At 72.5% G+C, this 24,823-nt stretch carries 21 protein-coding genes; 16 read left to right on the top strand and 5 right to left on the bottom strand.

What is annotated here, in order from left to right; genetic code table 11:
• Window positions 1-8 precede the first annotated feature (8 nt).
• From rnc to DJ010_RS17285, 6 genes are all read left to right on the top strand, one after another.
• Window positions 9-770 carry a ribonuclease III gene (rnc, locus tag DJ010_RS17310; protein ID WP_109696051.1) on the top strand — a complete coding sequence of 254 codons (762 nt, stop codon included), beginning with the start codon at window positions 9-11 and terminating at the stop codon, window positions 768-770.
• 13 nt (window positions 771-783) lie between these two features.
• Window positions 784-1,638 carry a bifunctional DNA-formamidopyrimidine glycosylase/DNA-(apurinic or apyrimidinic site) lyase gene (mutM, locus tag DJ010_RS17305; protein ID WP_109696049.1) on the top strand — a complete coding sequence of 285 codons (855 nt, stop codon included), beginning with the start codon at window positions 784-786 and terminating at the stop codon, window positions 1,636-1,638.
• An 80-nt stretch (window positions 1,639-1,718) separates the two neighbouring features.
• Window positions 1,719-1,916: a hypothetical protein gene (locus DJ010_RS17300; RefSeq protein WP_109696047.1), complete on the top strand. Its 198-nt coding sequence runs from the start codon at window positions 1,719-1,721 to the stop codon at window positions 1,914-1,916.
• Between the two features lie 77 nt (window positions 1,917-1,993).
• Window positions 1,994-3,253 carry an MFS transporter gene (locus DJ010_RS17295; RefSeq protein WP_109696045.1) on the top strand — a complete coding sequence of 420 codons (1,260 nt, stop codon included), beginning with the start codon at window positions 1,994-1,996 and terminating at the stop codon, window positions 3,251-3,253.
• A 102-nt stretch (window positions 3,254-3,355) separates the two neighbouring features.
• Window positions 3,356-6,952 (top strand): chromosome segregation protein SMC, encoded by a 3,597-nt coding sequence (smc, locus tag DJ010_RS17290; protein WP_109696043.1) that lies wholly within the window; start codon window positions 3,356-3,358, stop codon window positions 6,950-6,952.
• Between the two features lie 5 nt (window positions 6,953-6,957).
• A complete protein-coding gene (locus tag DJ010_RS17285; RefSeq protein WP_245927651.1) occupies window positions 6,958-7,413 on the top strand; it encodes an acyl-CoA thioesterase in 456 nt (151 codons plus the stop codon).
• Here DJ010_RS17285 and DJ010_RS17280 read toward each other — a convergent pair.
• Genes DJ010_RS17280 through DJ010_RS22510 form a run of 3 tightly spaced genes read right to left on the bottom strand, consistent with a single transcriptional unit; the run spans window position 7,407 to window position 11,165 of the window.
• Complete coding sequence (locus DJ010_RS17280; RefSeq protein WP_109696042.1) at window positions 7,407-8,108, bottom strand: sulfotransferase family protein; 702 nt, start codon at window positions 8,106-8,108, stop codon at window positions 7,407-7,409. The genes DJ010_RS17285 and DJ010_RS17280 overlap by 7 nt on opposite strands.
• 31 nt (window positions 8,109-8,139) lie before the next feature.
• On the bottom strand, window positions 8,140-9,189 hold the full coding sequence (locus DJ010_RS17275) for a hypothetical protein (RefSeq protein ID WP_109696040.1): 1,050 nt from the start codon (window positions 9,187-9,189) through the stop codon (window positions 8,140-8,142).
• The gene (locus DJ010_RS22510) at window positions 9,189-11,165 is read right to left on the bottom strand and encodes a phosphoadenylyl-sulfate reductase (protein WP_109696039.1); all 1,977 of its coding nucleotides are present in this window, start codon (window positions 11,163-11,165) and stop codon (window positions 9,189-9,191) included. Before DJ010_RS22510 ends, DJ010_RS17275 begins: the two co-directional genes overlap by 1 nt.
• 57 nt (window positions 11,166-11,222) lie before the next feature.
• On the opposite strand from DJ010_RS22510, the gene DJ010_RS17265 reads away from it, so the two are divergent.
• The 7 genes from DJ010_RS17265 to DJ010_RS17235 all read left to right on the top strand — a co-directional run bounded on the left by DJ010_RS17265 (window position 11,223) and on the right by DJ010_RS17235 (window position 18,653).
• Complete coding sequence (locus DJ010_RS17265; RefSeq protein WP_109696037.1) at window positions 11,223-12,527, top strand: hypothetical protein; 1,305 nt, start codon at window positions 11,223-11,225, stop codon at window positions 12,525-12,527.
• Complete coding sequence (locus DJ010_RS17260) at window positions 12,515-13,237, top strand: glycosyltransferase family A protein (protein WP_109696035.1); 723 nt, start codon at window positions 12,515-12,517, stop codon at window positions 13,235-13,237. Before DJ010_RS17265 ends, DJ010_RS17260 begins: the two co-directional genes overlap by 13 nt.
• 45 nt (window positions 13,238-13,282) lie before the next feature.
• Window positions 13,283-13,471 (top strand): hypothetical protein, encoded by a 189-nt coding sequence (locus tag DJ010_RS17255; protein WP_109696033.1) that lies wholly within the window; start codon window positions 13,283-13,285, stop codon window positions 13,469-13,471.
• Between the two features lie 10 nt (window positions 13,472-13,481).
• On the top strand, window positions 13,482-14,624 hold the full coding sequence (gene ftsY, locus DJ010_RS17250) for a signal recognition particle-docking protein FtsY (RefSeq protein ID WP_211318851.1): 1,143 nt from the start codon (window positions 13,482-13,484) through the stop codon (window positions 14,622-14,624).
• Between the two features lie 88 nt (window positions 14,625-14,712).
• Entirely contained in the window at window positions 14,713-16,059 is a 1,347-nt protein-coding gene (locus DJ010_RS17245; RefSeq protein ID WP_211318850.1) for an ammonium transporter, read from the top strand.
• A complete protein-coding gene (locus tag DJ010_RS17240) occupies window positions 16,056-16,394 on the top strand; it encodes a P-II family nitrogen regulator (protein WP_109696029.1) in 339 nt (112 codons plus the stop codon). The genes DJ010_RS17245 and DJ010_RS17240 overlap by 4 nt, the downstream gene beginning before the upstream one ends.
• A gap of 21 nt (window positions 16,395-16,415) precedes the next feature.
• Entirely contained in the window at window positions 16,416-18,653 is a 2,238-nt protein-coding gene (locus DJ010_RS17235) for a [protein-PII] uridylyltransferase (protein ID WP_109696027.1), read from the top strand.
• On the opposite strand, the gene DJ010_RS17230 is transcribed toward DJ010_RS17235, so the two are convergent.
• Window positions 18,625-18,918: a hypothetical protein gene (locus tag DJ010_RS17230; RefSeq protein WP_109696025.1), complete on the bottom strand. Its 294-nt coding sequence runs from the start codon at window positions 18,916-18,918 to the stop codon at window positions 18,625-18,627. The genes DJ010_RS17235 and DJ010_RS17230 overlap by 29 nt on opposite strands.
• A 93-nt stretch (window positions 18,919-19,011) precedes the next feature.
• On the opposite strand from DJ010_RS17230, the gene ffh reads away from it, so the two are divergent.
• Together ffh and DJ010_RS17220 are read left to right on the top strand one after the other, a co-directional pair.
• Complete coding sequence (gene ffh, locus DJ010_RS17225) at window positions 19,012-20,619, top strand: signal recognition particle protein (protein ID WP_109696023.1); 1,608 nt, start codon at window positions 19,012-19,014, stop codon at window positions 20,617-20,619.
• Window positions 20,619-20,987 carry an NYN domain-containing protein gene (locus DJ010_RS17220; RefSeq protein ID WP_109696021.1) on the top strand — a complete coding sequence of 123 codons (369 nt, stop codon included), beginning with the start codon at window positions 20,619-20,621 and terminating at the stop codon, window positions 20,985-20,987. The genes ffh and DJ010_RS17220 overlap by 1 nt, the downstream gene beginning before the upstream one ends.
• A 6-nt stretch (window positions 20,988-20,993) precedes the next feature.
• Here DJ010_RS17220 and DJ010_RS17215 read toward each other — a convergent pair whose 3' ends face one another.
• On the bottom strand, window positions 20,994-22,163 hold the full coding sequence (locus tag DJ010_RS17215) for an ROK family transcriptional regulator (RefSeq protein ID WP_109696019.1): 1,170 nt from the start codon (window positions 22,161-22,163) through the stop codon (window positions 20,994-20,996).
• Window positions 22,164-22,326: 163 nt separating this feature from the next.
• Between DJ010_RS17215 and DJ010_RS17210 the strand changes: the two genes are divergently transcribed.
• Entirely contained in the window at window positions 22,327-24,387 is a 2,061-nt protein-coding gene (locus DJ010_RS17210) for a glycoside hydrolase family 3 protein (protein WP_109696017.1), read from the top strand.
• Window positions 24,388-24,823: the final 436 nt, after the last annotated feature.

The raw sequence follows: 24,823 nt of genomic DNA, 5'->3' as shown, positions 1-24,823 counted from the left end.
CCAGGCACCTGGCCATCAGCGCCTACGAGGAGCTGCGACGAGCGCTCGGGGATCCTGAGCTCGACCCCGAGCTGCTCGAGCGCGCCCTCACCCACCGCTCGTACGCCTACGAGCACGGTGGCCTGCCCACCAACGAGCGCCTCGAGTTCCTCGGCGACTCGGTGCTCGGTGTGGTGGTCACCGAGACCCTCTACCGGGCGCACCCGGACCTCTCCGAGGGCCGGCTGGCCAAGCTCCGCGCCGCTGTCGTCAACGCCCGCGCGCTGGCGGACGTCGCCCGCCGGATCGGTCTCGGGCAGTACATCAAGCTCGGTCGCGGCGAGGAGGCCACCGGCGGTCGTGACAAGGCGTCGATCCTGTCCGACACCGTCGAGGCCGTGATCGGCGCCGTCCACCTCAGCGCCGGCATCGAGACGTCGGCCGACGTCGTGCACCTGCTCTTCGACCCGCTCATCGAAGCCGCCTCGGCCATGGGCGCCGGGCTCGACTGGAAGACCTCGCTCCAGGAGCTCGCCGCCGAGCACAGCCTCGGCGTGCCCGAGTACGTCATCCAGGACGAGGGCCCCGACCACGCCAAGACCTTCACCGCGCAGGTCCGCGTCGCCGAGCGGCTCTACGGCAACGGCCACGGCCGGTCGAAGAAGGAGGCCGAGCAGGGCGCGGCCGAGACGGCGTACGGCGAGATCGTCGCCGCTCAGGCGGCTGCGTCGGCCGAATCCGGTCCCGCGGAGTCCGCCGCCCCGATCGAGCCCGCCCCGGCCGACGACTGACCGGGCCCCGACCGTGCCCGAGCTCCCCGAGGTCGAGGTCGTCCGCGCCGGCCTCGAGCGCCACGTGGTTGGCGCCCGCCTGACCACGGTCGACGTCCTCCACCCGCGCCCGGTGCGCCGTGACCCGCGCGGCCCCGCCGGCTTCGCCGCCGCCCTGACCGGCCGCCGGGTCGAGGCCGCCCGCCGCCGCGGCAAGTACTTCTGGCTCCCGCTCGACAGCGGCGATGCCCTGCTCGGCCACCTCGGCATGAGCGGGCAGATGCTCGTCCAACCCGTCGGCGCGGCCGACGAGCGCAACCTCCGGGTCCGCTTCGGGCTCGACCGCGGCGGCGAGCTGCGGTTCGTGGACCAGCGGATGTTCGGGGGCCTCCTGGTGTCGGCCGGGGGAGCGGAGCTGCCGCCGGAGATCGCGCACATCGCGCGCGACCCGATCGACCCCGAGTTCGACGACGAGCTGTTCGTGGCCCGGGTACGCCGTCGTACGGCGGGCGTGAAGCGGCTGCTGCTCGACCAGGGCCTGATCTCCGGCGTCGGCAACATCTACGCCGACGAGGCGCTGTGGCGCGCCCAGATCCACGGCGACCGGCCCGGTGACCGGCTGCGGCGCGGTCAGGTCGTGGAGCTGCTCGGCCACGTCCGTGCCGTGCTCGGGGAGGCGTTGGTCCAGGGCGGGACGTCGTTCGACGCGCTCTACGTCAACGTCAACGGTGAGTCCGGGTACTTCGACCGGTCGCTGGCCGCCTACGGCCAGGAGGGCGAGCCCTGCCCGCGGTGCGGCACCCCGATCCGGCGGGTCGCGTTCATGAACCGCTCGTCGTTCTTCTGCCCGCGGTGCCAGCCGGCCCCGCGCATACCCCGCCGGGTTTGACCCATACGCCCGGAAGTGGGACTCTTGGAGACGGCCCGGGACCCGGGTCCACGCGTTTCTTCACCGGAAGGCTTCACTTCATGGCCAAGGCGCTGATCGGGCACCTGAACAGCGACCTCCGCGACCCCCGCCTCGCCGTCGAGAATGCTCGACTGCGCAACCGGGTGGCCGAGCTGGAGACTCTCGTCCTCCGTCTCAGCGAGGAGAACGATAAGCTGATGTCGGCTCGTGCGGCCGAGATCCTGACCGGCGACGCGCAGGAGATGCAGCCGGCCTGAGCCGGCGCACCATCCTTCCGCCCGTCGGCGGAAATCGGTGGCGCCCGCGCGCGGGCCCTGGTTAGCGTCCCGCGCTTGTGAGCCGCATCCTCGACGCCGTCGCGCCGCCCCGCCTCGGCCGCGGCTTCCGCTGGCTCCTCGCCTCCTCGTGGACGTCCAACCTGGGTGACGGGATCGCACTCGCGGCCGGTCCGCTGCTCGTGGCCTCCGAGACCCGGTCGCCGATCCTCGTCTCGTCCGCGGTGCTGCTCCAGCAGCTGCCCTGGTTGCTCTTCGCCCTGTACGCCGGGGCCGTGGCCGACCGCCTCGACCGCAAGCAGCTGGTCGTCGTCGGCAGCGTGCTGCGGGCGCTCGTCCTCGTCGCGCTGACCGTCACCATCGCGACCGGCCACGTCAACATCGCGGTGGTCCTGGGGGCGATGTTCCTGCTGGGCACCGCCGAGGTCTTCGTCGACACCGCGGCGGGCACGCTGATGCCGATGCTGGTCGAGAAACCCGACTACGGGATCGCACAGGCCCGGCTGCAGACCGGCTTCATCACGCTCAACCAGCTGGCCGGCGCGCCGATCGGGGCCGCGCTGTTCGCGGTGGGGCGCGCCGTGCCGTTCGGGGTCCAGGTCGTGACGCTCCTGCTGGCGATCGTCCTCGTCCTGCGCGTGGCGCTCCCTCCCGGGCCGGTCCGCGAGGCCGCCGACACCCACGTGCTGCGCGACATCGCCGAGGGCGTCCGGTGGCTGCTGCGGCACCCACCGGTCCGCACGCTCACGCTCGTCATCCTCGCCTTCAACGTCACCTGGGGCGCTGCCTGGTCCGTGCTGGTGCTCTACTCGCTCGACGTGCTCGACATGGGGCCGGTCGGCTACGGCCTGCTCACGACCGCCGCGGCGCTCGGCGGCCTCCTGTCCACCACCTGCTTCGGCTGGTTGGAGCGGAAGGTGGCGCTGGCGACGCTGATGCGCGCCTGCCTGCTCCTCGAGGTGCTCATGCACCTCGCCCTGGCGGTCACCCGGGAGGGTTGGATCGCGATGGTCATCCTGTTCATCTTCGGGATGTACGCCTTCGTCTGGGGCGCGTTGTCCTCGGCCGTGCGGCAGCGGGCGGTGCCGACGGAGTTCCAGGGCCGGGTCGGCTCGGTCTACGCCGTCGGCGTCTTCGGCGGAGCGGTGGTCGGCGCCGCGCTCGGTGGCGTGCTCGCGGAGCACGGGGGGTTGCTGGCGCCGTTCTGGTTCGCGTTCGTGGGCTCCGGGTTGACCCTGGCCCTGGTCTGGCGCCAGCTCGGGCACATCGCCCACGCGGACGAGGAGAGCCTCCGCACCACCGAGGCCACCGGCCGGTAGGGTGGGCGGTGCCGAGCTTCCCCCGCGTCGGCACCCGCCGGGTCATCCGAGGAGGACCCGGCGCCGTACGCGACGCAACAGCGATCTGACTAGGGAGCCTGGGTGTACCTGAAGAGCCTGACCCTCAAGGGGTTCAAGTCCTTCGCGTCGGCGACCACGCTGCAGCTGGAGCCGGGCATCACCTGCATCGTCGGGCCCAATGGCTCCGGCAAGTCGAACGTCGTCGACGCGCTCGCCTGGGTGATGGGCGAGGCCAGCGCCAAGAGCCTGCGCGGCGGCAAGATGGACGACGTCATCTTCGCCGGTACGTCGGGCCGCCCGCCGCTCGGCCGGGCCGAGGTGACGCTGACCATCGACAACACCGACGGCGCGCTGCCGATCGACTACTCCGAGGTCACGATCAGCCGGACCATGTTCCGGACCGGCGGCTCGGAGTACGCCATCAACGGCACGCCGTGCCGGTTGCTCGACGTCCAGGAGCTGCTGAGCGACTCCGGCATCGGCCGCGAGATGCACGTCATCGTGGGCCAGGGTCAGCTCGACACGATCCTGCACGCGACGCCGGAGGACCGCCGCGGGTTCATCGAGGAGGCCGCAGGCGTCCTCAAGCACCGCAAGCGCAAGGAGAAGGCGCTGCGCAAGCTGGACTCCACCGAGGGCAACCTGGTGCGCCTCAACGACCTGCTGAGCGAGATCCGTCGCCAGCTCAAGCCGCTCGGGCGGCAGGCCGAGGTCGCGCGCCGGGCAGCCACCGTGCAGGCCGACGTGCGCGACGCGAAGGCGCGGCTCCTTGCCGACGACCTGGTGACCGCCCGCACCTCGCTCGAGCAGGAGCTCGCCGACGAGAGCGTGCTCGTCGCCCGCCGCGAGGAGGTCGAGCAGGCGATCGCCGCCGGTCGCGAGCGCGAGGCGGCGCTGGAGGCGGCGCTGCGCGAGGACCTGCCGGCGCTCTCGGCCGCCCAGGAGACGCTGTCGTCGCTCGGCGCGCTGCGCGAACGGCTGCGCGGCACCCAGAGCCTCGCTGCCGAGCGGGTCCGCAACGCCGCCGGCGTGCAGGAGGCCGAGGGAGACCAGGCCGGCGCTGGCCGGGACCCCGACGAGCTCGACGCCGAGGCCGACCGGCTGGCCGAGCAGGAGGCCGAGATCCTCGCGCTCGTCACCGAGCAGCAGGCCGCCCTGGAGGAGGCCGTCGCCGCCCGCAAGGCCGCCGAGGACGCTGCCGCCCACGAGGAGCGCCGGGTCGCCGGGCTGCTCCGTGCGGCCGCCGACCGGCGCGAGGGCCTGGCCCGGCTGCACGGCCAGGTCAACGCCCTGCGCACCCGGGCCACCGCAGCCGAGGAGGAGAAGGGCCGGCTGGAGGCCGCCCGCGCCGACGCTCTCGCCCGTGCCGAGCGCGCCCACCACGACTTCACCGCCCTGGAGACCCGGGTCGCCGGCCTCGACGCCGGCGAGGAGGGCCTCGACGCCGAGCACGAGGCCGCGGTCGCCGCGCTCGAGGACATCGAGGAGCGGCTGACCAAGACCCGCGAGGAGGTCCAGCAGGCCGACCGCGACCGGTCCGCCCTGACCGCGCGCAAGGAGGCGCTCGAGATCGGTCTGGCGCGCAAGGACGGCGCCGGCGCGCTGCTCGCCGCGTCCGGCACGCTCAGCGGCCTGCTCGGCTCGGTCGCGGCGCTGGTCAGCGTGCGCTCGGGCTACGAGGCCGCGATCGCCAGCGCCCTCGGCGCGGCGGCCGACGCGGTCGCCGTCACCGACGCCGACGCCGCCGTCGCGGCGATCGGCCACCTCAAGGCCGACGACCTCGGCCGGGCCGGGATGCTGCTCGGCGGGGGCGAGGTCGACCGGAGCGGCTGGCCGGACCTGCCCGGGACCGCGTCGTACGCCGTGGACGTCGTCGACTGTCCCGCAGAGGTCCGGCCCGCGCTGACCCGGCTGCTGCACAAGACGGTCGTCGTCGACGACCTCGCGGCCGCCCGCAGCCTGGTGGCCGACTACCCCGACGTGGTCGCCGCGACCCGCGACGGTGACCTGCTCGGCGCGCACTTTGCCGCCGGCGGCTCCAACGCCCAGCAGAGCCTCATCGAGATCCAGGCCGCGGTCGACGACGCCACGGCAGCCCTGACCGACGCGGTCGCCGCCAGCGAGCGGCTGGCCTTCGACCTCGCCCGGCTCGAGGCCGAGCGTGACGAGGCCAAGCGTCGCGCCGACGTCGCCCTCGCCAAGCTGCACGAGTCCGACGCGACCCTCGCGGCAGTTGCCGAGGAGCTGGGGCAGCACGGCTCGCTGGCGCGGTCGGCACGCGCCGAGGCGGAGCGGCTGAGCCAGGCGATCACCCAGGCGGAGGAGGCCCGCGCCCAGGCCGCGGCCGGCATCGCCGAGCTCGAGGAGCGGCTCGCGTCGGCCGAGCAGACCGACGACGAGGAGCCCGACACCGAGGAGCAGGAGCGCCTGACCCAGGCCTCGCGGACGGCGCGGCAGACCGAGATGGAGGCGCGGCTCGCGCTGCGCACCTCCGAGGAGCGAGGTCGCGCCCTGCACGGCCGGGTCGACCAGATCCGCAGGGCCGCCGAGGGGGAGCGCCAGGCGCGCGCCCGCGCCGCCGAACGGCGGGCCCGGCTGCTGCGCGAGGGCCGGGCCGGGCAGGCCGTCGCCACTGCCGTCTCCTACGTGCTGGGCCGGCTCGAGGTGTCGATCGACCGGGCCCTGCGAGCGCGCCGCGAGGTCGAGGAGTCCCGCAGCGGCCGCGAGCAGGAGCTGGTCGCGGTGCGCGGCCGGCTCCGCGAGCTCGGCCGCGAGCACGACGAGTTGGTGAACTCCGTCCACCGCGACGAGATGGCCCGCGCCCAGCAGCGGATGCGCATCGAGCAGATCGAGGCCAAGGCGATCGAGGAGCTCGGCATCGAGGCCGAGGCGCTGGTTGCCGAGTACGGCCCCGACCAGCCGGTGCCGGTCTGGGCGGTGCCGACCGAGGAGGAGGCGGCCCAGGCGGGCCCCGCCGAGGAGACCGACCAGCCGCTCGAGCCCGAGACCGTGCCCTACGTGCGCGAGGAGCAGGCCAAGCGGCTGCGCACCGCCGAGCGGGCGCTCAGCATGCTGGGCAAGGTCAACCCGCTCGCCCTCGAGGAGTTCACGGCGATGGAGGAACGGCACAAGTTCCTCACCGAGCAGCTCGAGGACCTCAAGGCCACCCGCAAGGACCTGCTCGACATCGTCAAGGACGTCGACGACCGCGTGGAGCAGGTCTTCACCGAGGCCTACGCCGACGTCAGCAGGGCGTTCGACCAGACCTTCGCGCGGCTGTTCCCCGGCGGCGAGGGCCGCCTGGTGCTGACCGACCCGTCGAGCATGCTGACCACCGGCGTCGAGGTCGAGGCCAGGCCGCCGGGCAAGAAGGTCAAGCGGCTGTCGCTGCTCTCCGGTGGTGAGCGGTCCCTGGTCGCCGTCGCGTTCCTGGTCGCCCTCTTCAAGGCGCGGCCGTCGCCGTTCTACATCCTCGACGAGGTCGAGGCGGCGCTCGACGACGTCAACCTCGGCCGGCTGCTGGAGATCTACGAGGAGCTGCGCGAGAACTCCCAGCTGCTCGTCATCACCCACCAGAAGCGCACGATGGAGGTCGGCGACGCGCTCTACGGCGTCACCATGCGCGGCGACGGCGTCTCGACCGTCATCAGCCAGCGGCTGCGCCAGGAAAGTGCGTAGCCGAGGTGCCCGCTGACCGACCACCGCGGTCGTCGTACGTCGCCTGGGACACCGCCACCCTGCGGTGGGCCGACATCGACGTCTACGGCCACATGAACAACGCGCGGTACTTCGAGCTCATCGACACCGTCGTCAACGACCACCTCGCCGCTGCGGTCGGCACCGACATCCGGGCGCTGCCGGCGATCGGCGTCGTGGCCGAGGTGTCCTGCCGCTACTTCGCCGAGGTCACCTACCCCGGCGCGCTCGACCTCGGCATCCTCGTCGAGCGGCTCGGCACGTCCTCGATCGTCTACCGGGTCGGGATCTTCCAGGGCGAGCCCGAGGGCGACGGAGCGCTGGCCGCGGCCGAGGGCCGGTTCGTCCACGTGTACGTCGACAACACCGACCCGGCGCGGCCGGTGACCCCGCTGCCGGCCGAGGTCCGGGCAGCGGTCGAGCCGCTGGTGAACGGTCAGTAGCCGAAGATCTCGTAGTCCTTCGCGTAGATCGCGCGCACCCGCTCCGCGAGGTCCGGGCGGTCGGCGAACAGGTCGACCCGGCCGCCGGTCCTCGCGACGTTGCGGGCCTTGACCGGCACCTCGGGCAGGCCGGCGTCCCGGCGGATGACCTCGAGGTCGTCGGCGAACGTCTCGATCCGGCCGATGTGGTCGTAGTCGATGAGCGACGTCATCACGTTGACGTGCTGCGGACGCCAGTGCGGGTCCATCTCGGAGACCGGGTCCTGCCGCTCGACCGCGGTGACAAAGTCGTCGAGGCTGACCTCGCGCTGCTGGTCGGGCTCCTGACCGAGGGCGACCTGGACCTGCGACCGCCAGTTGCCGTCCGGGTTGGCGACCTTGTCGAGGTAGCCGGACTGGAACCGCCGCAGCGGCTCACGGACGAAGGTGAAGCGGTAGGCCTTCCCCGAGAGCATCCGGGCGACGCGCTTGCGCCCGATCTGCCCGACGCGGGGGAGGCGGTGCTCGGTGTGCACGTCGTCGGGGTCGAAGTCGTGCTCGCCCGTGTGCAGCCGGTCCAGCCACAGCAGGATCGTCGAGCAGGCCGCCTTCGGGTTCTTCACGTAGACGATGCCGTGCTCCGGGAGCGGGTGGAGGTGGTAGGCCAGCGAGCGGGTGGGGAAGTGCGACGTCTTCATCTCGACCCAGGTCACCACGCGTGGAACCTTAGTCGCTGGCTCCGCTCCGTCAGTGGGCCGCCTCGCGGACGGCGATCCGCCGGATGGCGTCGTGACGGTCCTCCGGGACCTCGAGCAGCGTCAGGTAGTGGTCGAGGCGGGCCGGGTCGAGCCGCTGCTCGGTCGTCGTCCCCGACTCCTTCCGTCCCGAGCCGAACAGGTCGCCGGTCTCGCCGAGGTGCTCCCGCGCGACCCTGCGGTTGGAGTCCTCCCACGCGGCCATGAACCGGTCGAGCTCGGGCCCCGGGAGCGTCAGCACGGGCCCGGTGTCCACCTCCCGCAGGCGTACGACGTGCTCGTGGTTGCCGAACAGCCCGGGCTCCGCGCCCTCGTGCTCGACGCGGTGGAGGTTGAGGATCCGCAGCACCTCGATCGCCTCGGCCCCGAGGCTCTCGTTGCGCGCCTCGGTGTGGGTGAGCTGCTCCTCGCGCAGTGGGATGCCTGCGGCGTCGAGGAAGTCGCCGACCAGCGAGCCGCCGACCATCCGCTCGCCCTCGAAGCGTCGTACGGCGAACGCGTCGGGCTCGATCTCGCCCCACGCGGCCAGGCGTCGGTGGTAGTCGTAGGTGCGCGCCAGGTCCTGACCGGCCAGCCACGTGGTCAGCCTCGCGACCTCGCCGAGCTTCACGACCTGCTGGTAGCGGCTGACCAGGTGGTCGTCCTGGCGTCGGAGGTAGACGACCAGCCGCACCTGCCCCCCGAGCCGGCTCAGGAACCGCGCCGTACGGGCGATGGCCCGCTCGCCGGCGGTGAACAGGCCTTCGTCGGAGAACACCACGCCCTCGGCGCCGGAGCGGGCGATCTCGCGGTCGAGCCGCCGGCGGAACGTCCTGCGGAACTCCTCGGGGTCGCCGTAGTCGCCGATCAGCCAGTCGCGGTGCCCGACCCGCTCGTCGTCGGGGCGCACGAACAGGCCGAGCTGGGTGTGCCGCGCCCGGCCGGGGGTGCGCGGGTAGAGCAGGCCGACCTCGCGCAGGGCGTCGCCGTTGCGGCGCAGGACCCGCTGGATGGTGCTGGTGCCGGTCTTGCCCGACCCGATGTGGAGGACGACGTCGACCATCAGGGGGCTGGGGCGGCGGCCGCCTTCGCGGCCGCGGCCTCCGCGCTCCAGACCGACACGCAGGGGATCTTGTCGCGGTCGCAGCGGTCGGCGTACTTCCTGGCGATCTCCACCACCTCCTCCATCAGCCCCTCACTGAGGGTGATGGGGGTCAGGCCCAGGTGCAGGAACCGGTCGCGCGCGACGTGCAGGTCGTTCTCGTCGGCCTCGTTGCGCGGGTTCGGCAGCAGCGCGAGCTCGGCCCCGGTGCGGTCGGAGATCATCTTCGCCAGGTCACGGACCCGGTGCGTCTCGGTCATCTGGTTGAAGACCGACACCCGGTCACCGCGCTCCGGCGGGTTCTCGATCGCCAGCTGGATGCACTTCACGGTGTCCTGGAGGTGGATGAACGCCCGGGTCTGGCCGCCGGTGCCGTGGACCGTCAGCGGGTAGCCGATGGCCGCCTGCATGAGGAACCGGTTGAGCACGGTGCCGTAGTCGCCGTCGTAGTCGAAGCGGTTGACGAGCCGCTCGTCGAGCTTGGTCTCCGCGGTCTGGGTGCCCCAGACGATGCCCTGGTGCAGGTCGGTCGCGCGGACGTGGTCGTTCTTCGCGTAGTAGGCGAAGAGCAGCTGGTCCTGGGTCTTCGTCATGTGGTAGATCGACCCCGGGTTGGCGGGGTAGAGGATCTCCTGCTCGACCATGCCGTTCTCGCCGGCGTCGACCTGGACCTTGAGGTAGCCCTCCGGGATCTGCATGCCGGCGGTGCCGTAGCCGTAGACGCCCATGGTGCCGAGGTGCACGACGTGGATGTCGCGACCGGACTCCACGACGGCGGCCAGCAGGTTGTTGGTCGCGTTGAGGTTGTTGCTGACCGTGTAGCGCTTGTGGCGGCTCGACTTCATCGAGTACGGCGCCGCTCGCTGCTCGGCGAAGTGCACGACCGCGTCGGGCTGCCAGTCCTCGAGCAGGTTGAGCAGCCGCTGGTAGTTGACCGCGACGTCGATGTCGTGGAAAGCGATGTCCTTGCCGGACACCTCCTTCCACGCGCGGAGGCGCTCACCCATCGGCCGGATCGGCGTGAGCGAGGAGACCTCGAGCTCGATGTCGATCTTGCGGCGCGACAGGTTGTCGACGATGGCGACCTCGAAGCCCTGCGCCGACAGGTGCAGGGCTGTCGGCCAGCCGCAGAACCCGTCCCCGCCAAGGATCAGTACCCGCATTGATTCTCCTCCGTCGTTCGTCGTTCGTCGCGTGTCCGACACCTGATTGTCCGACATGGGTGCTCGGTTCACCGGTTCGAAGCGCCCGGAGAGGGGATCGAGGTGGATGCCGCACTCCTTGACGGAGTCCTCGCCCTCCCACCACCAGCGGCCGGCGCGCTGCTCCTCGCCGGCGCTCGTGGCCCGGGTGCAGGGGGCACACCCGATGCTCGTGTAGCCGCGGTCGTAGAGCTCGTTGTAGGGCACCGCGTGGTCGTGGATGTAGGCCCAGACCTGCTCGGCCCTCCAGTCCAGCATGGGGTTGAACTTCTGCAGCCCGTTGACCTCGTCCCGCGCTGAGACCTCGAGGTCCCGACGGGTCTCGCCGTGCTCGCGTCGCAGCCCGGCGATCCAGGCCCGCTTGCCTGCGAGGACCCGCCGCAACGGAGCGAGCTTGCGCACCCCGCAGCAGCCCTCCCGGAGCTCGACGCTCTCGTAGAAGCCGTTCTGCCCGTGCCGCAGCGTCCACGCCAGCACCTCGTCGGGGTCCGGCGTGACCAGCTTGATGATCCCGCCGTACCTGCGGTGCACGCTGTGGGCCAGCGCGTGGGTCTCCTCCGGCAGCCGGCCGGTGTCGATGCTGACGATCTCGATGTCGAGGCCGTGCCGGGCGATGAGGTCGGTCATGACCATCGCTTCCGGGCCGAACGCGTTGGCGAGGACTGCCGGCGACCAGTCGCGCTCGATGGTCCTCAGGAGAGCGAGCGTCTCGTCGAGCGCTTCGCGGTAGTCCATCGGTCGGCGATGCTAGCATCGCGGCGCCGTCGAGAACCTCAGAGGGAGGACGCGCCGATGAGGTCGATCCGGCCCCGCCGCGATCGTCGCGACGAGGAGCCCGCACCTCCCGCGAAGGCCCGCCGGCTGAGGCTCGCGGCGCACCCCCGGTTCTACGCCGCGCAGGTCGGGGAGCCGTCGTTGGCCGGCGACCTCGACGCCGCGGTCGCGCACTTCGAGCAATCGGGACGGCGCGACGGCGCGCGCATCAGCGGGCTGTTCAACCCCGACGTCTACCGCGAGCGACTCGCCGCCCGCGGGCTGCGCGCCGAGCCGGGCGTCGACCCGTTCGAGCACTGGCTCACGGTCGGCTGGGACGAGCGGATCGTGCCGACCGTGCTGTTCGACGCCGCGTTCTACGAGGCCCGTCACCCCGACCTGGCTGCCGCCGCCGACTGGTCGTTCGCGCAGTACCTCCGCGCCGGGTGCTACGCCGCCGGACGGATGCCGACACCGTTCGGCCCGAACCACGGGGCCGGCCCGGCCGGACCCGGGGCGCGGGAGCGGCAGGACCCGCCGCTCGTGGTGGGGCTGCTGCACCGCGCCGCCGACTACGACCTCACCCGGACCAGCTGGCTCGAGGAAGGCGTCGCCCGCGGTGTCGCCAAGCTGGCGGGCCTGGAGAACGAGCGGGTGCGCGCCCTGGTGGCCAAGGCCGCCGCCATCGAACCGGCGATCGACGAGGGTCCGCGCGAGCGGTGGGTGAGCTGGCCGCCGCACACCCACCCGATGGTGGTGCCGGCCGCCCGGGCGGAGGAGGTACGACGCGGGCTCGGCCTGGTGCGCGCGGACACCGTCGTCGTCGTCCCCGGCGGGCGGGCGGCCGGTCCCGGCCTCAGCGCGGTCGCCCGGGCTCTTGCCGCGGCGGGCTCCGACGGCACGGTCGTGGTGGCGACTACCGAGGGACCCGTCCCGCCCGAGCTGCCCGTGGGTGAGTCGGGTGAGTCGGTCCGCGCCGTCGACCTGTCGGGTCCCTGGGCCGGTCTCAGCGACACCCGCCGCGTGCAGGGGCTGCTCGACGTCGTGCGCGGGGTGCGACCCCGGCGCCTGGTGGTCGCCGGGAGCGAGGTGGGCTGGCAGCTGCTGGCGTCGTACGGCACGACGCTGAGCAACGAGCTGCAGCTCGGCGCCGTGCTGGTCGCGCCGACGAGCGCGGCCGCCGATGCCGACTTCCAGGCCTGCTTCGACCGGCTGGCGTGGGTGGTCACCGACACCGAGGAGCAGCGGGACGAGCTCGTGGCGCGCTACCTGCTGCCCGAGGGAGCTCGTAGCCGGGTGCTGGCGCCCGAGGACTGCGTGGCGGGGGCGACATGGCTGACGTGACCGCGATCCTCACCGCCCACGGCGAGGGCGTGATGGCCGGGCTGTCGTTCCGCAGCCTGCTCGACGCCGTCGGCGTCGCGCGCGCCGACGGGATCGACGTCGAGGTGCTCGTCGTGCTCGACAACCCGACCGCCGCCACCGCCGCGGTCCTCGCCGAGGCCGACCGGCACGGCGCGGCCGTCGCCACGGTGTCGTACGCCGACCAGGGCAAGGTCCGCAACCACGCCGTCGGCCTGGCGGCCGGCGGCCACGTCGCGTTCCTCGACGGCGACGACCTCTGGAGCGAGAACTGGCTGGTCGACGCCTACCGCCTGTGCGCGGAGAGCGTGCGGACCATCGCACACCCGGAGCTCAACTGGTTCTTCGGCGACCAGCAGAACCTCTACTTCCTGCCCGACCAGACCGACCCGGCGTTCGACCCGGCCTTCCTGCGGGTCGCGAACCCCTGGGACGCCCTGTGCCTGGCGCCCCGGGCCGCCTACGTCGAGCACCCGTTCGCCGACCGCGCAGTGGCTGACGGCTACGCCTACGAGGACTGGCACTGGATGCTGGAGACCTACCGCGGCGGCTACGTGCACCGCGTCGTCCCGGAGACCATCCACTTCAAGCGCCGGCGCGAGGGGTCCCAGTTCGTCCAGGCCCGGTCCCGCCGGGTGCTGACACGCCCGAGCGAGGTCCTCGACTTCGCGTGGTGGCAGGAGCACCGGTAGTTTCGGGGGACAGTGGTCCGTCACCTACTCGGAGGAACGAACGACGTGCTCTTCATCGTGATCGCGATGCTCTCCAGCCTGGCGGTCGCCGGCCTCGTCATCCTGTACGTCGCCTTCCCGCACCGCGGCGAGAAGGTCCCGGCACTGCCGTGGCTCGGCGACGTGCTCGGCAGGGCCGCCGACGCCGCGCCGGTGCTCGACGAGGACGAGGCCGAACTCCTGCGCCTGAGGTAGCCCTGCGAGGATGAGCGCCATGGAGTGGCTCTACCTCGTCATCGGTCTCGCGATCCTGGCGCTCGTCGTCGTCGTGGGCGGCGCGGCCCTGCTGGCCCGCGGTCGCAAGGGTGCCCCGGTCGAGGCGCCGCCGTCGTCGACGACGGCCACCGACGTCCTCGCCCCGCCGGTCGAGGACGACGCCGCCGGCACCGCGGTCGCCGAGCCGGAGGTCGTGGTCCCGACCCTCGAGCGGCCCGAGCGGCCGGCCTCGCGGCTGGTCCGGCTCCGCCAGCGGCTGGCCGGTTCCGGCACACTCGGCAAGGGCCTGCTGGGCCTGCTGAGCCGCGAGAAGCTCGACGAGGACACCTGGGAGGCGATCGAGGACCTGCTCCTCGGGGCCGACATCGGTGTGCAGCCCACCCAGGAGCTCGTCGAGCGGCTGCGCACGCGCCTGCGGGTCGAGGGCGGCGAGGCCACCGACGTGCGCGCCGTGCTCCGTGAGGAGCTGATCACCCTGGTCGACCCGACGATGGACCGCTCGCTCCACGTGAGCGGCGCCCAGGGCGGCCCCGGCGTGGTCCTCGTGGTCGGTGTCAACGGCACCGGCAAGACCACCACCGTGGGCAAGCTGGCCCGCATCCTCGTCGCCGAGGAGCGTTCCGTGCTGCTCGCCGCCGCCGACACCTTCCGCGCCGCCGCCGCCGACCAGCTCGGCACCTGGGGCGAGCGCGTCGGCGTCGAGGTCGTCCGCGGCCCCGAGGGCGGCGACCCGGCGAGCGTGGCGTTCGAGGCCGTCAAGGACGGCGTGGAGCGCGGTGTCGACACCGTCGTGGTCGACACCGCCGGCCGGCTGCAGAACAAGCAGGGCCTGATGGACGAGCTCGGCAAGGTCAAGCGGGTCATCGAGAAGCAGGCGCCGGTCTCCGAGGTGCTGCTCGTCCTCGACGCCACCACCGGCCAGAACGGCCTGATCCAGGCCAAGGTCTTCTCCGAGGTCGTCGACGTCACCGGCATCGCCCTGACCAAGCTCGACGGCTCCGCGAAGGGCGGGATCGTCGTCGCCGTCCAGCGTCAGCTCGGGGTGCCGGTCAAGCTGGTCGGCCTCGGCGAGGGGCCCGACGACCTGGCCCCGTTCGACGCCGCGGCCTTCGTGGACGCTCTGCTCGGGTAACACTCCCGTAACACGAGGACGGAACTCGTTTCACGGCTGAAACAAGTCCCGGACGGTCGCGAAACCTCGCGCCACCAAGGTGAGGGCCATGGACGGCTACTACACCTGGATGCTGGTCTCGGCATCGCTCGTGCTGTTGATGACGGCTCCCGGACTGGCTCTGTTCTACGGCGGCATGAGCCGGAGCAAGTCGGTGCTGAACATGATGATGATGTCGTTCAGCGCGATCGGCGTCGTCGGCATCGTCTACGCACTGTGGGGGTGGTCGATGTCCTACAGCACGACGTTCGCCACGGCCGACGGCGAGACCGGCAAGGAGATCGGCAAGCTCTTCTCCGACCCGTTCAAGCAGTTCGGGCTCGAGACGACCGACCCGGCCAACTACGTGTTCGTCGCCTTCCAGCTGACCTTCGCGGTCATCACCGCCGCGCTCATCAGCGGAGCGGTCGCCGACCGGCTCAAGTTCTCGGCCTGGCTGGTCTTCCTGCCGTTGTGGGTGACGCTGTCCTACTTCCCGCTGGCGCACATGGTGTGGGGCGGCGGGTTCCTCAGCGGGGTCCAGGACGGCCTCGCCGACCTGCTGTTCTCCGGTGACGGCGCCGCCGAGGTCGCGCCGATCGACTACGCCGGCGGCACGGTCGTGCACATCAACGCCGGTGTCGCGGGCCTGGTCCTGGCGATCCTGCTCGGCAAGCGCCTCGGCTTCGGCAAGGAGCCGATGAAGCCGCACAACCTGACGCTCACGATGATCGGCGCCGGCCTGCTGTGGTTCGGCTGGTTCGGCTTCAACGTCGGCTCGATCGTCAACCTCGACGCCTACGAGACCGAGACCGGCCTGGTCTGGCTCAACACCACGCTCGCCACCTGCGCGGCGATGATGGGGTGGCTCCTCGTCGAGAAGGTCCGCGACGGCAAGGGGACCTCGCTCGGCGCGGCCTCCGGTGTGGTCGCCGGCCTGGTCGCGATCACGCCGGCGTGCGGCAACCTCGTGCCGTGGAGCGCGATCGTGCTCGGCCTCTTCGCCGGCGGTCTCTGCGCGCTGGCGGTCGGCCTCAAGTACCGCTTCGGCTACGACGACTCGCTCGACGTCGTCGGCGTCCACCTCGTCGGTGGCCTCGTCGGCACGGTCGGCGTCGGCTTCCTCGCCTCGGACGACCTCGGCCTGCTCACCGGTGGCGACGCCAAGCAGCTGGTCGTCCAGGTCGTCGTCGCGCTCTTCGCGATGGCCTGGTCCGCGATCGCCACCCTGCTCGTCGGCCTCGCCATCAAGGTCACCATGGGCCTGCGTCTGGACCCCGAGGACGAGGTCGAAGGGATCGACTTCGTCGAGCACGGCGAGTCGGCCTACGATCTCGGCACGGGCGGCGGCGCCCGTCGTACGTCGGTCCTCACCTCGACCGCCACCACCACCCCGGCAGAAGGAGCACGTGCATGAAGCTCGTCACGGCGGTCATCAAGCCGCACAAGTGGGAAGACGTACGCGAGGCCCTCGAGTCCTTCGGCGTGACCGGCATGACGGTCAGCGAGGTCAGCGGCTACGGCCGCCAGAAGGGCCACACCGAGGTCTACCGCGGTGCGGAGTACGACATCGCGCTGGTCCCCAAGATCCGCATCGAGATCGTCATCGACGACGCCGACACCGAGGACATCGTCGGGATCATCACCAAGACCGCCCAGACCGGGCGCATCGGTGACGGCAAGGTCTGGGTCAGCCCGATCGAGACCGTCGTCCGTGTCCGCACCGGCGACAAGGACAGTGCTGCACTCTGAGGTGGCCAGGGTCATCGCCCGATGACCGCGACTGAGAGAGCCGAGCGCACCGGGGCGGCGGACGCGCTGTGCACGCGGGCGTACGACGTCGCGGGGGGACCGGACACGGGCGTCGCCCTGGTGGCGGTCGGTGGCTACGGCAGGGGCGAGCTGGCGCCGTACTCCGACCTCGACGTGGTGCTGGTCGCCGACGGCGGGGTCGACCTCGGGGAGCTGGGTCAGCAGCTGTGGTACCCGCTGTGGGACTCGGGGGAGAAGCTCGACCACTCGGTGCGGTCGCTGCCGGAGATGCTCGAGGCCGCGCGGGCCGACGTGCGGGTGGCGTCGGGGCTGCTCGACGTCCGGCACGTGGCCGGTGACCCGAACCTGACGATCCGGCTCCGGACCGCAGCCCTGGCGGAGTGGCGGCGCGGGGCCAAGCAGCGGCTCCCGGAGCTGCACGAGATGGTGCTCGCCCGGCACCGGCTGGTCGGGGAGCTGGCCCACCTTGCGGTGCCGGACCTCAAGGAGGCCGAGGGCGGGCTGCGGGACGCGACCGCCCTCAAGAGCCTGATGGCGACCTGGCTGGTCGACGTGCCGGCCTCGGACCTCGAACGGTCCCGGCACCAGCTGCTCGATCTCCGCGACCACCTGCATGCGGCTGCCGGCCGCGCGACCGACCGGATCGCGCCCGAGCACTGGCCGGCGCTGGCCGGGGCGCTCGACCTCCCCGACGACCGCGCCGCCCAGCGGCAGGTGCGCGAGCTCGGGCGCCGGCTGACCCACCTGTCGCGGCTCGTGTGGCGCCGTGCCGAGGACGCCGTACGACGGACGCCCGCCGGCCGGCCGCGGCGCCCCGAGCTCGAGCGGCTCGCTCCCGGCGTCGCGCTGTCGAAGGGCGAGGTGGTGCTGGACCGCGGGGCAAGGCCCGCGACCGACCCGGTCCTGCTGCTCCGCGCGGCGGCCGAGGCGGCGCGGCGCAACGTGCCGCTGGCACCGCCGACGGCCGCCCGGCTGGTGCGCGAGTGCCCGCCCCTGCCCGACCCGTGGCCCGAGGAGGCCCGCCAGGAGCTGGTGCGCCTGCTCGCGGCCGGCCCGGGCCTGCTGGCGGTGTGGGAGACGCTCGAGGAGACCGGGGCCCTGTCGGCCGTGCTGCCTGAGTGGGAGCGGATCCGGCTGCTGCCGCACGCCTCGGAGATTCACCGGTTCACCGTCGACCGGCACGTCGTCGAGACCTGCATCGAGGCGGCCGCCCTGATCCGTGAGGTCGCGCGGCCCGACGTGCTTGTCGTCGCGGCGCTGCTGCACGACATCGGCAAGGGGGGCGAGGTCGAGCACAGCGTGGCGGGGGAGCCGGTCGCCCGCGCCATCGCGACCCGGATGGGCTTCGACCAGCAGGCCGTCGACCTTGTCGCGCGGCTGGTGCGCTGGCACCTGCTGCTCGTCACGACGGCCACCACCCGCGACCCCGACGACCCGGCCACCATCGAGCTGCTCACCGAGCACGTCCGCACGCCCGAGGCGCTCGCGCTGCTGGCCGCGCTCACCGAGGCCGATGCTCGAGCGACCTCTCCGAAGGCCTGGACGACGTGGCGGGCGGGCCTGGTCCGCGACCTCGCGCGCCGCACCCGCGCGGCGCTGGAGCAGGGGAGCGTGCCTGCCGCCGACGCCGTCGAGGAGATCGACATCCCTGCCGCCGCGCGGTCCGGGTCGATCGCCATCACCGTCCGCGCCGTCGAGGACGGCTCCCGGGTCACGATGGTCTCGCTCGACCGGGTGGGACTGCTCGCCGACGTCGCCGCCACGTTCGCGCTGCAGCGGCTGCAGGTGCGGGCGGCGCGGATCTGGGCCCAGGGGGAGCACGGCGTCTGCGTGTGGGACGTCGCGGACGACCGGCTCGACGAGGGGCGGCTGCGCAACGTGTTCGACTCGGTGGCCGCCGGGCGCGTCGACCCGGCCGCGCGACTGGCCCCCCGGGCCGACGGCTCGGGACCCGACCTCGCCCCGACGGTCGTCGTCCGGCCGGAGGCGAGCGAGCAGGCGACGGTGGTCGAGGTGCGCACCGCCGACCGGCTCGGCGTCGTCTACCTGGTCAGCGCGGTGCTCGCGGAGCTCGGCATGTCGGTGCGCTCGGCGCACATCTCGACGCTCGGCCCGCAGGCCGTCGACGTGTTCTACGTGCAGGAGCCCGGCGGCGAACCGCTGTCCGGGCCACGGGCGGCGGAGGCGGCCACCGCCGTCCGGGAGCGGCTCAAGCCTGCGGAGGCTTCGGGCGCTTGATGTGGGCCCGCATCGTGACGTGGTCGATGCGGAACGGATGGTCGTCCTCGTCCTCGGGGCGGGGCACGATCTCGCGCTGGTTGTCCCTGGACTTGAGGTCCTGGTCGGCCCGGGCCCGGCCCGGGTCGAAGACCTCGTTGAAGCTGCCCAGCCCGTCGGCGATGCCGCCGGCGTTGGGCGCTGGGTTGCGGACCATGCGGTGCCCGGCCCAGACGACGAGGCACAGGACGAGCACCCCGGCGACACCGAACACGATGTAGGTCACGTCGCCAGGGTATGCCGGGCACCGGCGTACGACCGCTTCGCCGTTAGGATGGACCGCTGATCGACCCGCGCACCCCGTCCTTGAGGAACCCCTTTGTTCGCCACCCTGTCCGACCGCCTTGCCGACACGTTCAAGAACCTGCGCGGCAAGGGCCGGCTCTCCGAGGCCGACATCGACGCGACCGCGCGCGAGATCCGGATCGCGCTGCTCGAGGCCGACGTCGCGCTGCCGGTGGTCAAGGACTTCGTTGCGGCAGTCAAGGAGCGAGCCCGGGGCGAGGAGGTCAGCCAGGCGCTGAACCCCGCCCAGCAGGTCATCAAGATCGTCGACGAGGAGCTCGTCACGATCCTCGGCGGCGAGACGCGGCGGCTGCGCTACGCCAAGACCGGCCCGACCGTCGTCATGCTCGCCGGCCTCCAGGGCGCCGGCAAGACGACCCTCGCGGCCAAGCTCGCGCTGTGGCTGAAGGACCAGGGCAAGTCGCCGCTGCTGGTCGCCTGCGACCTCCAGCGCCCCAACGCCGTCCAGCAGCTGCAGGTCAACGGCGACAAGGTCGGCGTGCCCGTCTTCGCTCCCGAGGCCGGCAACGGCGTCGGCGACCCCGTCGGCGTGGCGAAGGCGTCGGTCGAGGAGGCCAAGCGCAAGCTCCACGACGTCGTGATCGTCGACACCGCGGGTCGCCTCGGTGTCGACGCGGAGATGATGAGCCAGGCCGCCGCGATCCGCGACGCGGTGCAGCCCGACGAGGTGCTGTTCGTCGTCGACGCGATGATCGGCCAGGACGCGCTGACCACGGCCCAGGCCTTCCTCGACGGCGTCGGGTACGACGGCGTCGTGCTGACCAAGCTCGACGGCGACGCCCGCGGTGGTGCCGCGCTGTCGATCCGTCAGGTCACCGGCAAGCCGGTCATGTTCGCCTCCTCCGGCGAGAAGATGACCGACTTCGACGTCTTCCACCCAGACCGGATGGCGTCGCGGATCCTCGACATGGGCGACGTGATGACCCTGATCGAGCAGGCCGAGAAGGCCTTCGACCAGGAGCAGGCGCTCAAGGCCGCGCAGAAGCTGTCGGGCCAGGGTGGCGAGTTCACTCTCGACGACTTCCTCGAGCAGATGCAGCAGGTCAAGAAGCTCGGCTCGATGACCAAGATCCTCAAGATGCTGCCGGGCGCGGGCCAGATCCGCGAGCAGCTCGAGAACTTCGACGAGCGGGAGATCGACCGCATCGAGGCGATCATCCGGTCGATGACGCCCGCCGAGCGGCACAACCCGAAGATCATCGACGGCTCGCGCCGGGCGCGGATCGCGAAGGGCTCCGGCCGCACCGTGTCCGACGTGAACGGGCTCGTCGACCGGTTCTTCGAGGCGCGCAAGATGATGATGCAGATGGCCAAGGGCGGCGGCATGCCCGGGATGCCCGGGATGCCCGGAATGCCGGGGATGCCCGTGATGCCCGGGATGGGCGGTCCCGGCGGCGGCAAGCGCGCCAAGGCCAAGCAGGCGCAGAAGGCCAAGGGCAAGGGCGGCAAGCGCCGGTCCGGCAACCCGGCCAAGGCCGCCGAGGAGGCCGCCGCCGCGAAGGAGAAGGCGGCACAGCAGAAGGCCAACCCGTTCGGCTTCGCCGCCGACGAGGACGTCGACTACGAGGCAGCCGCCGCGAACCTCGATCTTCCCAAGGACTTCTCCAAGTTCCTCAAGTGATGGCCACGGTCCTCATCGTCGACGGCGCCAACGTCGTCGGCACCCGCCCCGACGGCTGGTGGAAGGACCGTGCCGGAGCGGCACGCAAGCTGCACGAGCAGCTGCTCGTCGCCGGCGTGCCGCAGGACCAGGTGGTGCTCGTCCTCGAGGGCGGGGCGAAGGGTGGGGTCCGGCCCGGCAAGGACGCCCACGTCCGGACGGTGCACGCGCCCAAGGACGGCGACGCGACGATCCTCGCCGAGGCGAAGCGGGCCGCCGAGCGCGGCGACCGGGTCACGGTCGTGACCGCGGACCGGGCTCTCGACGCGCGGGTGGCGGGCGTCGGCGCGACCACGGTCCGCCCGAGCTGGTTGCTCGACCTGCTGTGATCTGAGTCAGGAGGGCTCGCGAGAACGGGCGACGGCCAGCGCGACAGCGCCGACCAGCTCGGCGCGGTCGCCCAGCTGCGCGGCAACCACCCGGACCGCGTCGGCGGTGTCCGGCTGGGCATAGCGGTCGACGGCCGCCCGGATGCCCTCGCGCAGCGACGCCGAGGCGCCGAGCGAGCCGCCGAGCACGATCACCTCGGGGTTGAGGCTGTTGCAGAGGTCGGCGAGCGCACGTCCGATCGTGCGGCCGGCGTCGGAGAGCACGCGCCGCACGCCGGCGTCGCCCTCGGCGTCGAGCTCGCGCACGCGGGTGGCGGTGAGCGGCTCGTCGTAGGCCGGCTGCAGGACGGCCAGCAGCCGCGGCGCCGCCGCGACGGTCTCGAGGCAGCCGCGGTTGCCGCAGCGGCAGATCGCTCCGTCCTCGCCGACCTGCACGTGGCCGATCTCGCCGGCCTGTCCGGTCGCGCCGCGGTGCAGGCGGCCGCCGAGCACGATGCCGGCCCCGATGCCGCTGGCGATCTTGACGTAGATCGCGTGCGCGGAGCCGTGGGACGCGCCGCGGGTGTGCTCGGCGAGGGCACCGAGGTTGGCGTCGTTGTCGACGTGCACGGGTACGCCGAGCCGCCGCGCGAGCTCCTCGCCGGGGGAGAGGTCCCGCCAGCCGCGGAGGATCCCGGTCCGGATCCGTGCCGAGCGGCGGTCGAACGGCGCCGGTACGCACATGCCGACCATGTGCACGCGGGCCGCGTCCTTCCCGGCCGCGTGGGCGATGCGACGGGCCGCCGCCGCCGCGCGGTCGAGGGCTGCGGTGCCGTCCTCGTCGACGTCGATGGTCTCGGTCTCCTCGGCCAGCACGGTGCCGGTGCGGTCGGCGAGGGCCACCCGGAGGTGGCGGTGGCCGAGGTCGACGCCGACCACCGTGCCGGAGCCGGGGCTCAGCGCGATCAGCATCGGCGGTCGGCCGCTGCCGCCCTTGTGGGGCCGCCCCTTGTCGGTCGTCTCGACCACCTGACCGGCAGCGACGAGGTCGGTCACCAGTCCGGAGATCGTCGTGCGGGACAGGCCGGTGCCGCGGGCGAGGTCGGCCCGGCTGAGCGGTCCCTCGGTGTCGAGCAGCGCGAGGAGCGCGCGCCGGTTCGCAGCGCGCAGCCGCTCGAGGGAGGAGCCGCTGGGCATGCCGGTGACCCTACGTCCCTTCTGTCGGGAAGTGAACAAAAAACTGTGGTCTACGCGTTCTTTCGGCATTGACGCGGACAAAAGCCGATTCCTACGTTGACGACGGCGAACCCGCCGGCGGCGCAATCACCGCCGCACTCTCCGCTCGGGCAAGGAGACGACGATGTCCCTCGGTACCTTCGATCCCGCCACCACCCGGTGGCCCGGCCGACGGGGCGTCCGGCCCCGTCCTCTCCGGATCCGTCTTCTCCGGCTCCGGCCACTCGGGCTCGCCGTGGCCCTGACCCTGGTCGCGAGCCTGGTGACGGCACCCACCTCCTCCGGCACCCCGGTCGCCACCGCGCGTCCCACGCCGGCGTACAAGGACGCCTCGCTGCCCGTCGAGGAGCGGGTCGCCGACCTGCTGGCCCGGATGACGCTGGCCGAGAAGGTCGGGCAGATGGCGCAGGCCGAGCGTGGGGACGTCGCCGGTGACCCGACCCAGGTCGCCGACCTGTTCCTCGGCAGCGTGCTGTCGGGCGGCGGCTCGGTCCCGGAGGACAACTCGCCGGCGGGTTGGGCCGACATGGTCGACAGCCTGCAGGAGCAGGCGCTGTCCACGCGCCTCGGCATCCCGCTGCTGTACGGCGTCGACTCGGTCCACGGTCACGCCAACCTCAACGGCGCAACGGTCTTCCCGCACAACATCGGTCTCGGTGCGACGCGCAACGTGCGTCTGGTGAAGGAGATCGGGCACATCACGGCCGAGGAGACCCGCGCGACCGGCCCGCAGTGGAACTTCGCACCCTGCGTCTGCGTGGCGCGCGACGACCGCTGGGGCCGCACCTACGAGTCCTTCGGCGAGGACCCGGAGCTGGCCGCGAGGATGTCCGCGATCATCGTCGGCATGCAGGGCCGTCCCGACGGCCGCGACCTCGCCGAGCCCGACCGGGTGCTGGCGACGGCCAAGCACTACGCGGGCGACGGGCTCACCAGCTTCGGCACCGGCGAGGGCGACTACACGATCGACCAGGGCATCACCGAGGTGTCGCGTCGCGACTTCCGGCGGCTGGCCCTGTCGCCGTACGTCCCTGCCGTCGAGAAGCACGACGTCGGCACGGTCATGCCGTCCTTCTCGAGCGTCGACTGGACCACCGACGGCCTCGGCAACCCGCTGAAGATGCACGCCCACGACTACCTGATCAATGGCGTGCTCAAGGACGAGCTCGGCTTCGAGGGGTTCGTGATCTCGGACTGGCGGGCGATCCACCAGATCCCGGGCGACTACGCCACCCAGGTCGCCGCCTCCGTCAACGCCGGCGTCGACATGTTCATGGAGCCGTTCTCCGGCGACGCCGTCGGCTACCCGCAGCTCATCGAGACGCTCATCCAGCTCGTCGAGGACGAGGTCGTGCCGATGAGCCGGATCGACGACGCCGTCTCGCGGATCCTCACGGCCAAGTTCGAGCTCGGCCTGTTCGAGAACCCCTACACCGACCGCACCCATCTCGACGAGGTCGGCAGCAAGCAGCACCGCAAGGTCGCACGCCAGGCGGTGGCCGAGTCGCAGGTGCTGCTCCGCAACAAGCACCGCACACTGCCGCTGTCCCCGAGGGCGAGGGTCTACGTGGCCGGCAGCAACGCCGACAGCATGGGCAACCAGGCCGGCGGCTGGACGCTGACCTGGCAGGGCGGCTCCACCAACGTCTTCCCCGGCTCCACCATCCTCGACGGCATCGAGGACGCCACGAAGGGGCAGGTCGTCTTCTCCGAGGACGCGTCCGCGCCGGTGCCGCGCAAGGCGGACGGCATCGTCGTGGTGGGCGAGACGCCGTACGCCGAGGGCTTCGGCGACGTCGGCGGCCCGCAGTGGGCCTGGGACCCCGGTGACAACGGCGTACCGCGCCCGCCGAAGACCATGCAGCTCTCCGACGCCGACCGCGCCGCCGTGGAGACGGTCTGCGCCCAGGCCCGTTCCTGCACGGTCCTCGTCGTCTCCGGCCGCCCGATGGAGATCCCCGCCGACCTGCTCAGCCAGATCGACAGCCTGGTCGCCTCCTGGCTCCCCGGCAGCGAGGGCGACGGCGTCGCCGACGTGCTGTTCGGGCGCAAGCAGTTCACCGGGAAGCTCCCCGTCACCTGGCCCCGCTCCGTCGACCAGCAGCCCATCAACATCGGCGACGAGGACTACGACCCGCTCTACCCCTACGGCTTCGGGCTCACCCCGAAGAAGCGAGGGCGCTAGCCCTCCGCACCCCTGCTTGTCGGTCGTCGAGCAGGCCGAGCCTTCCGGTCGTCGAGTAGGCCGAGCGCTCTGGCGCCCTTCGGTCGTCGAGTAGGCCGAGCGCTCTGGCGCCCCTCGGTCGTCGAGTAGGACGAGCGCTCTGGCGCGAGGCCGTATCGAGACGCCGTGCGATGCCCGCGGCCTTGCGGCTGTGGCTGGTGGTGACCGAAAGGGCTTTGGACGGAGGGGAGGGGGCGAGTGGTTGCGCGCCGCCGCCGACTGACGGGCCGCGGCCCTTGGTCGTCGAGTAGGCCGAGCGCTTTGGCGCGAGGCCGTATCGAGACGCGGCGCGATGCCCGCGGCCTTGCGGCTGCGGGTGGTGGCGACCGAAAGGGCTTTGGACGGAGGGGAGGGGCGGGTGGTTGCGCGCCGCCGCCGGGCTGCCGGTCGGTGGTCG

The organism is Nocardioides silvaticus, assembly GCF_003160695.1.
GTDB classification, from domain to species: domain Bacteria; phylum Actinomycetota; class Actinomycetes; order Propionibacteriales; family Nocardioidaceae; genus Nocardioides; species Nocardioides silvaticus.
The sequence above is the reverse complement of the archived record's forward strand: the minus strand, read 5'-3'. Positions and strand labels throughout refer to the sequence as shown.

Excerpts from the sequence above, each read along its gene's own strand:
- DJ010_RS17300 (WP_109696047.1), top strand. The coding sequence starts at position 1,719 with ATGGCCAAGGCGCTGATCGGGCACCTGAACAGCGACCTCCGCGACCCC.
- DJ010_RS17275 (WP_109696040.1), bottom strand. The coding sequence starts at position 9,189 with ATGGTCGACGTCGTCCTCCACATCGGGTCGGGCAAGACCGGCACCAGC.
- DJ010_RS22510 (WP_109696039.1), bottom strand. The coding sequence starts at position 11,165 with ATGGACTACCGCGAAGCGCTCGACGAGACGCTCGCTCTCCTGAGGACC.
- DJ010_RS17265 (WP_109696037.1), top strand. The coding sequence starts at position 11,223 with ATGAGGTCGATCCGGCCCCGCCGCGATCGTCGCGACGAGGAGCCCGCA.
- DJ010_RS17260 (WP_109696035.1), top strand. The coding sequence starts at position 12,515 with ATGGCTGACGTGACCGCGATCCTCACCGCCCACGGCGAGGGCGTGATG.
- ftsY (WP_211318851.1), top strand. The coding sequence starts at position 13,482 with ATGAGCGCCATGGAGTGGCTCTACCTCGTCATCGGTCTCGCGATCCTG.
- DJ010_RS17245 (WP_211318850.1), top strand. The coding sequence starts at position 14,713 with ATGGACGGCTACTACACCTGGATGCTGGTCTCGGCATCGCTCGTGCTG.
- DJ010_RS17240 (WP_109696029.1), top strand. The coding sequence starts at position 16,056 with ATGAAGCTCGTCACGGCGGTCATCAAGCCGCACAAGTGGGAAGACGTA.
- DJ010_RS17235 (WP_109696027.1), top strand. The coding sequence starts at position 16,416 with ATGACCGCGACTGAGAGAGCCGAGCGCACCGGGGCGGCGGACGCGCTG.
- DJ010_RS17220 (WP_109696021.1), top strand. The coding sequence starts at position 20,619 with ATGGCCACGGTCCTCATCGTCGACGGCGCCAACGTCGTCGGCACCCGC.
- DJ010_RS17215 (WP_109696019.1), bottom strand. The coding sequence starts at position 22,163 with ATGCCCAGCGGCTCCTCCCTCGAGCGGCTGCGCGCTGCGAACCGGCGC.
- DJ010_RS17210 (WP_109696017.1), top strand. The coding sequence starts at position 22,327 with ATGTCCCTCGGTACCTTCGATCCCGCCACCACCCGGTGGCCCGGCCGA.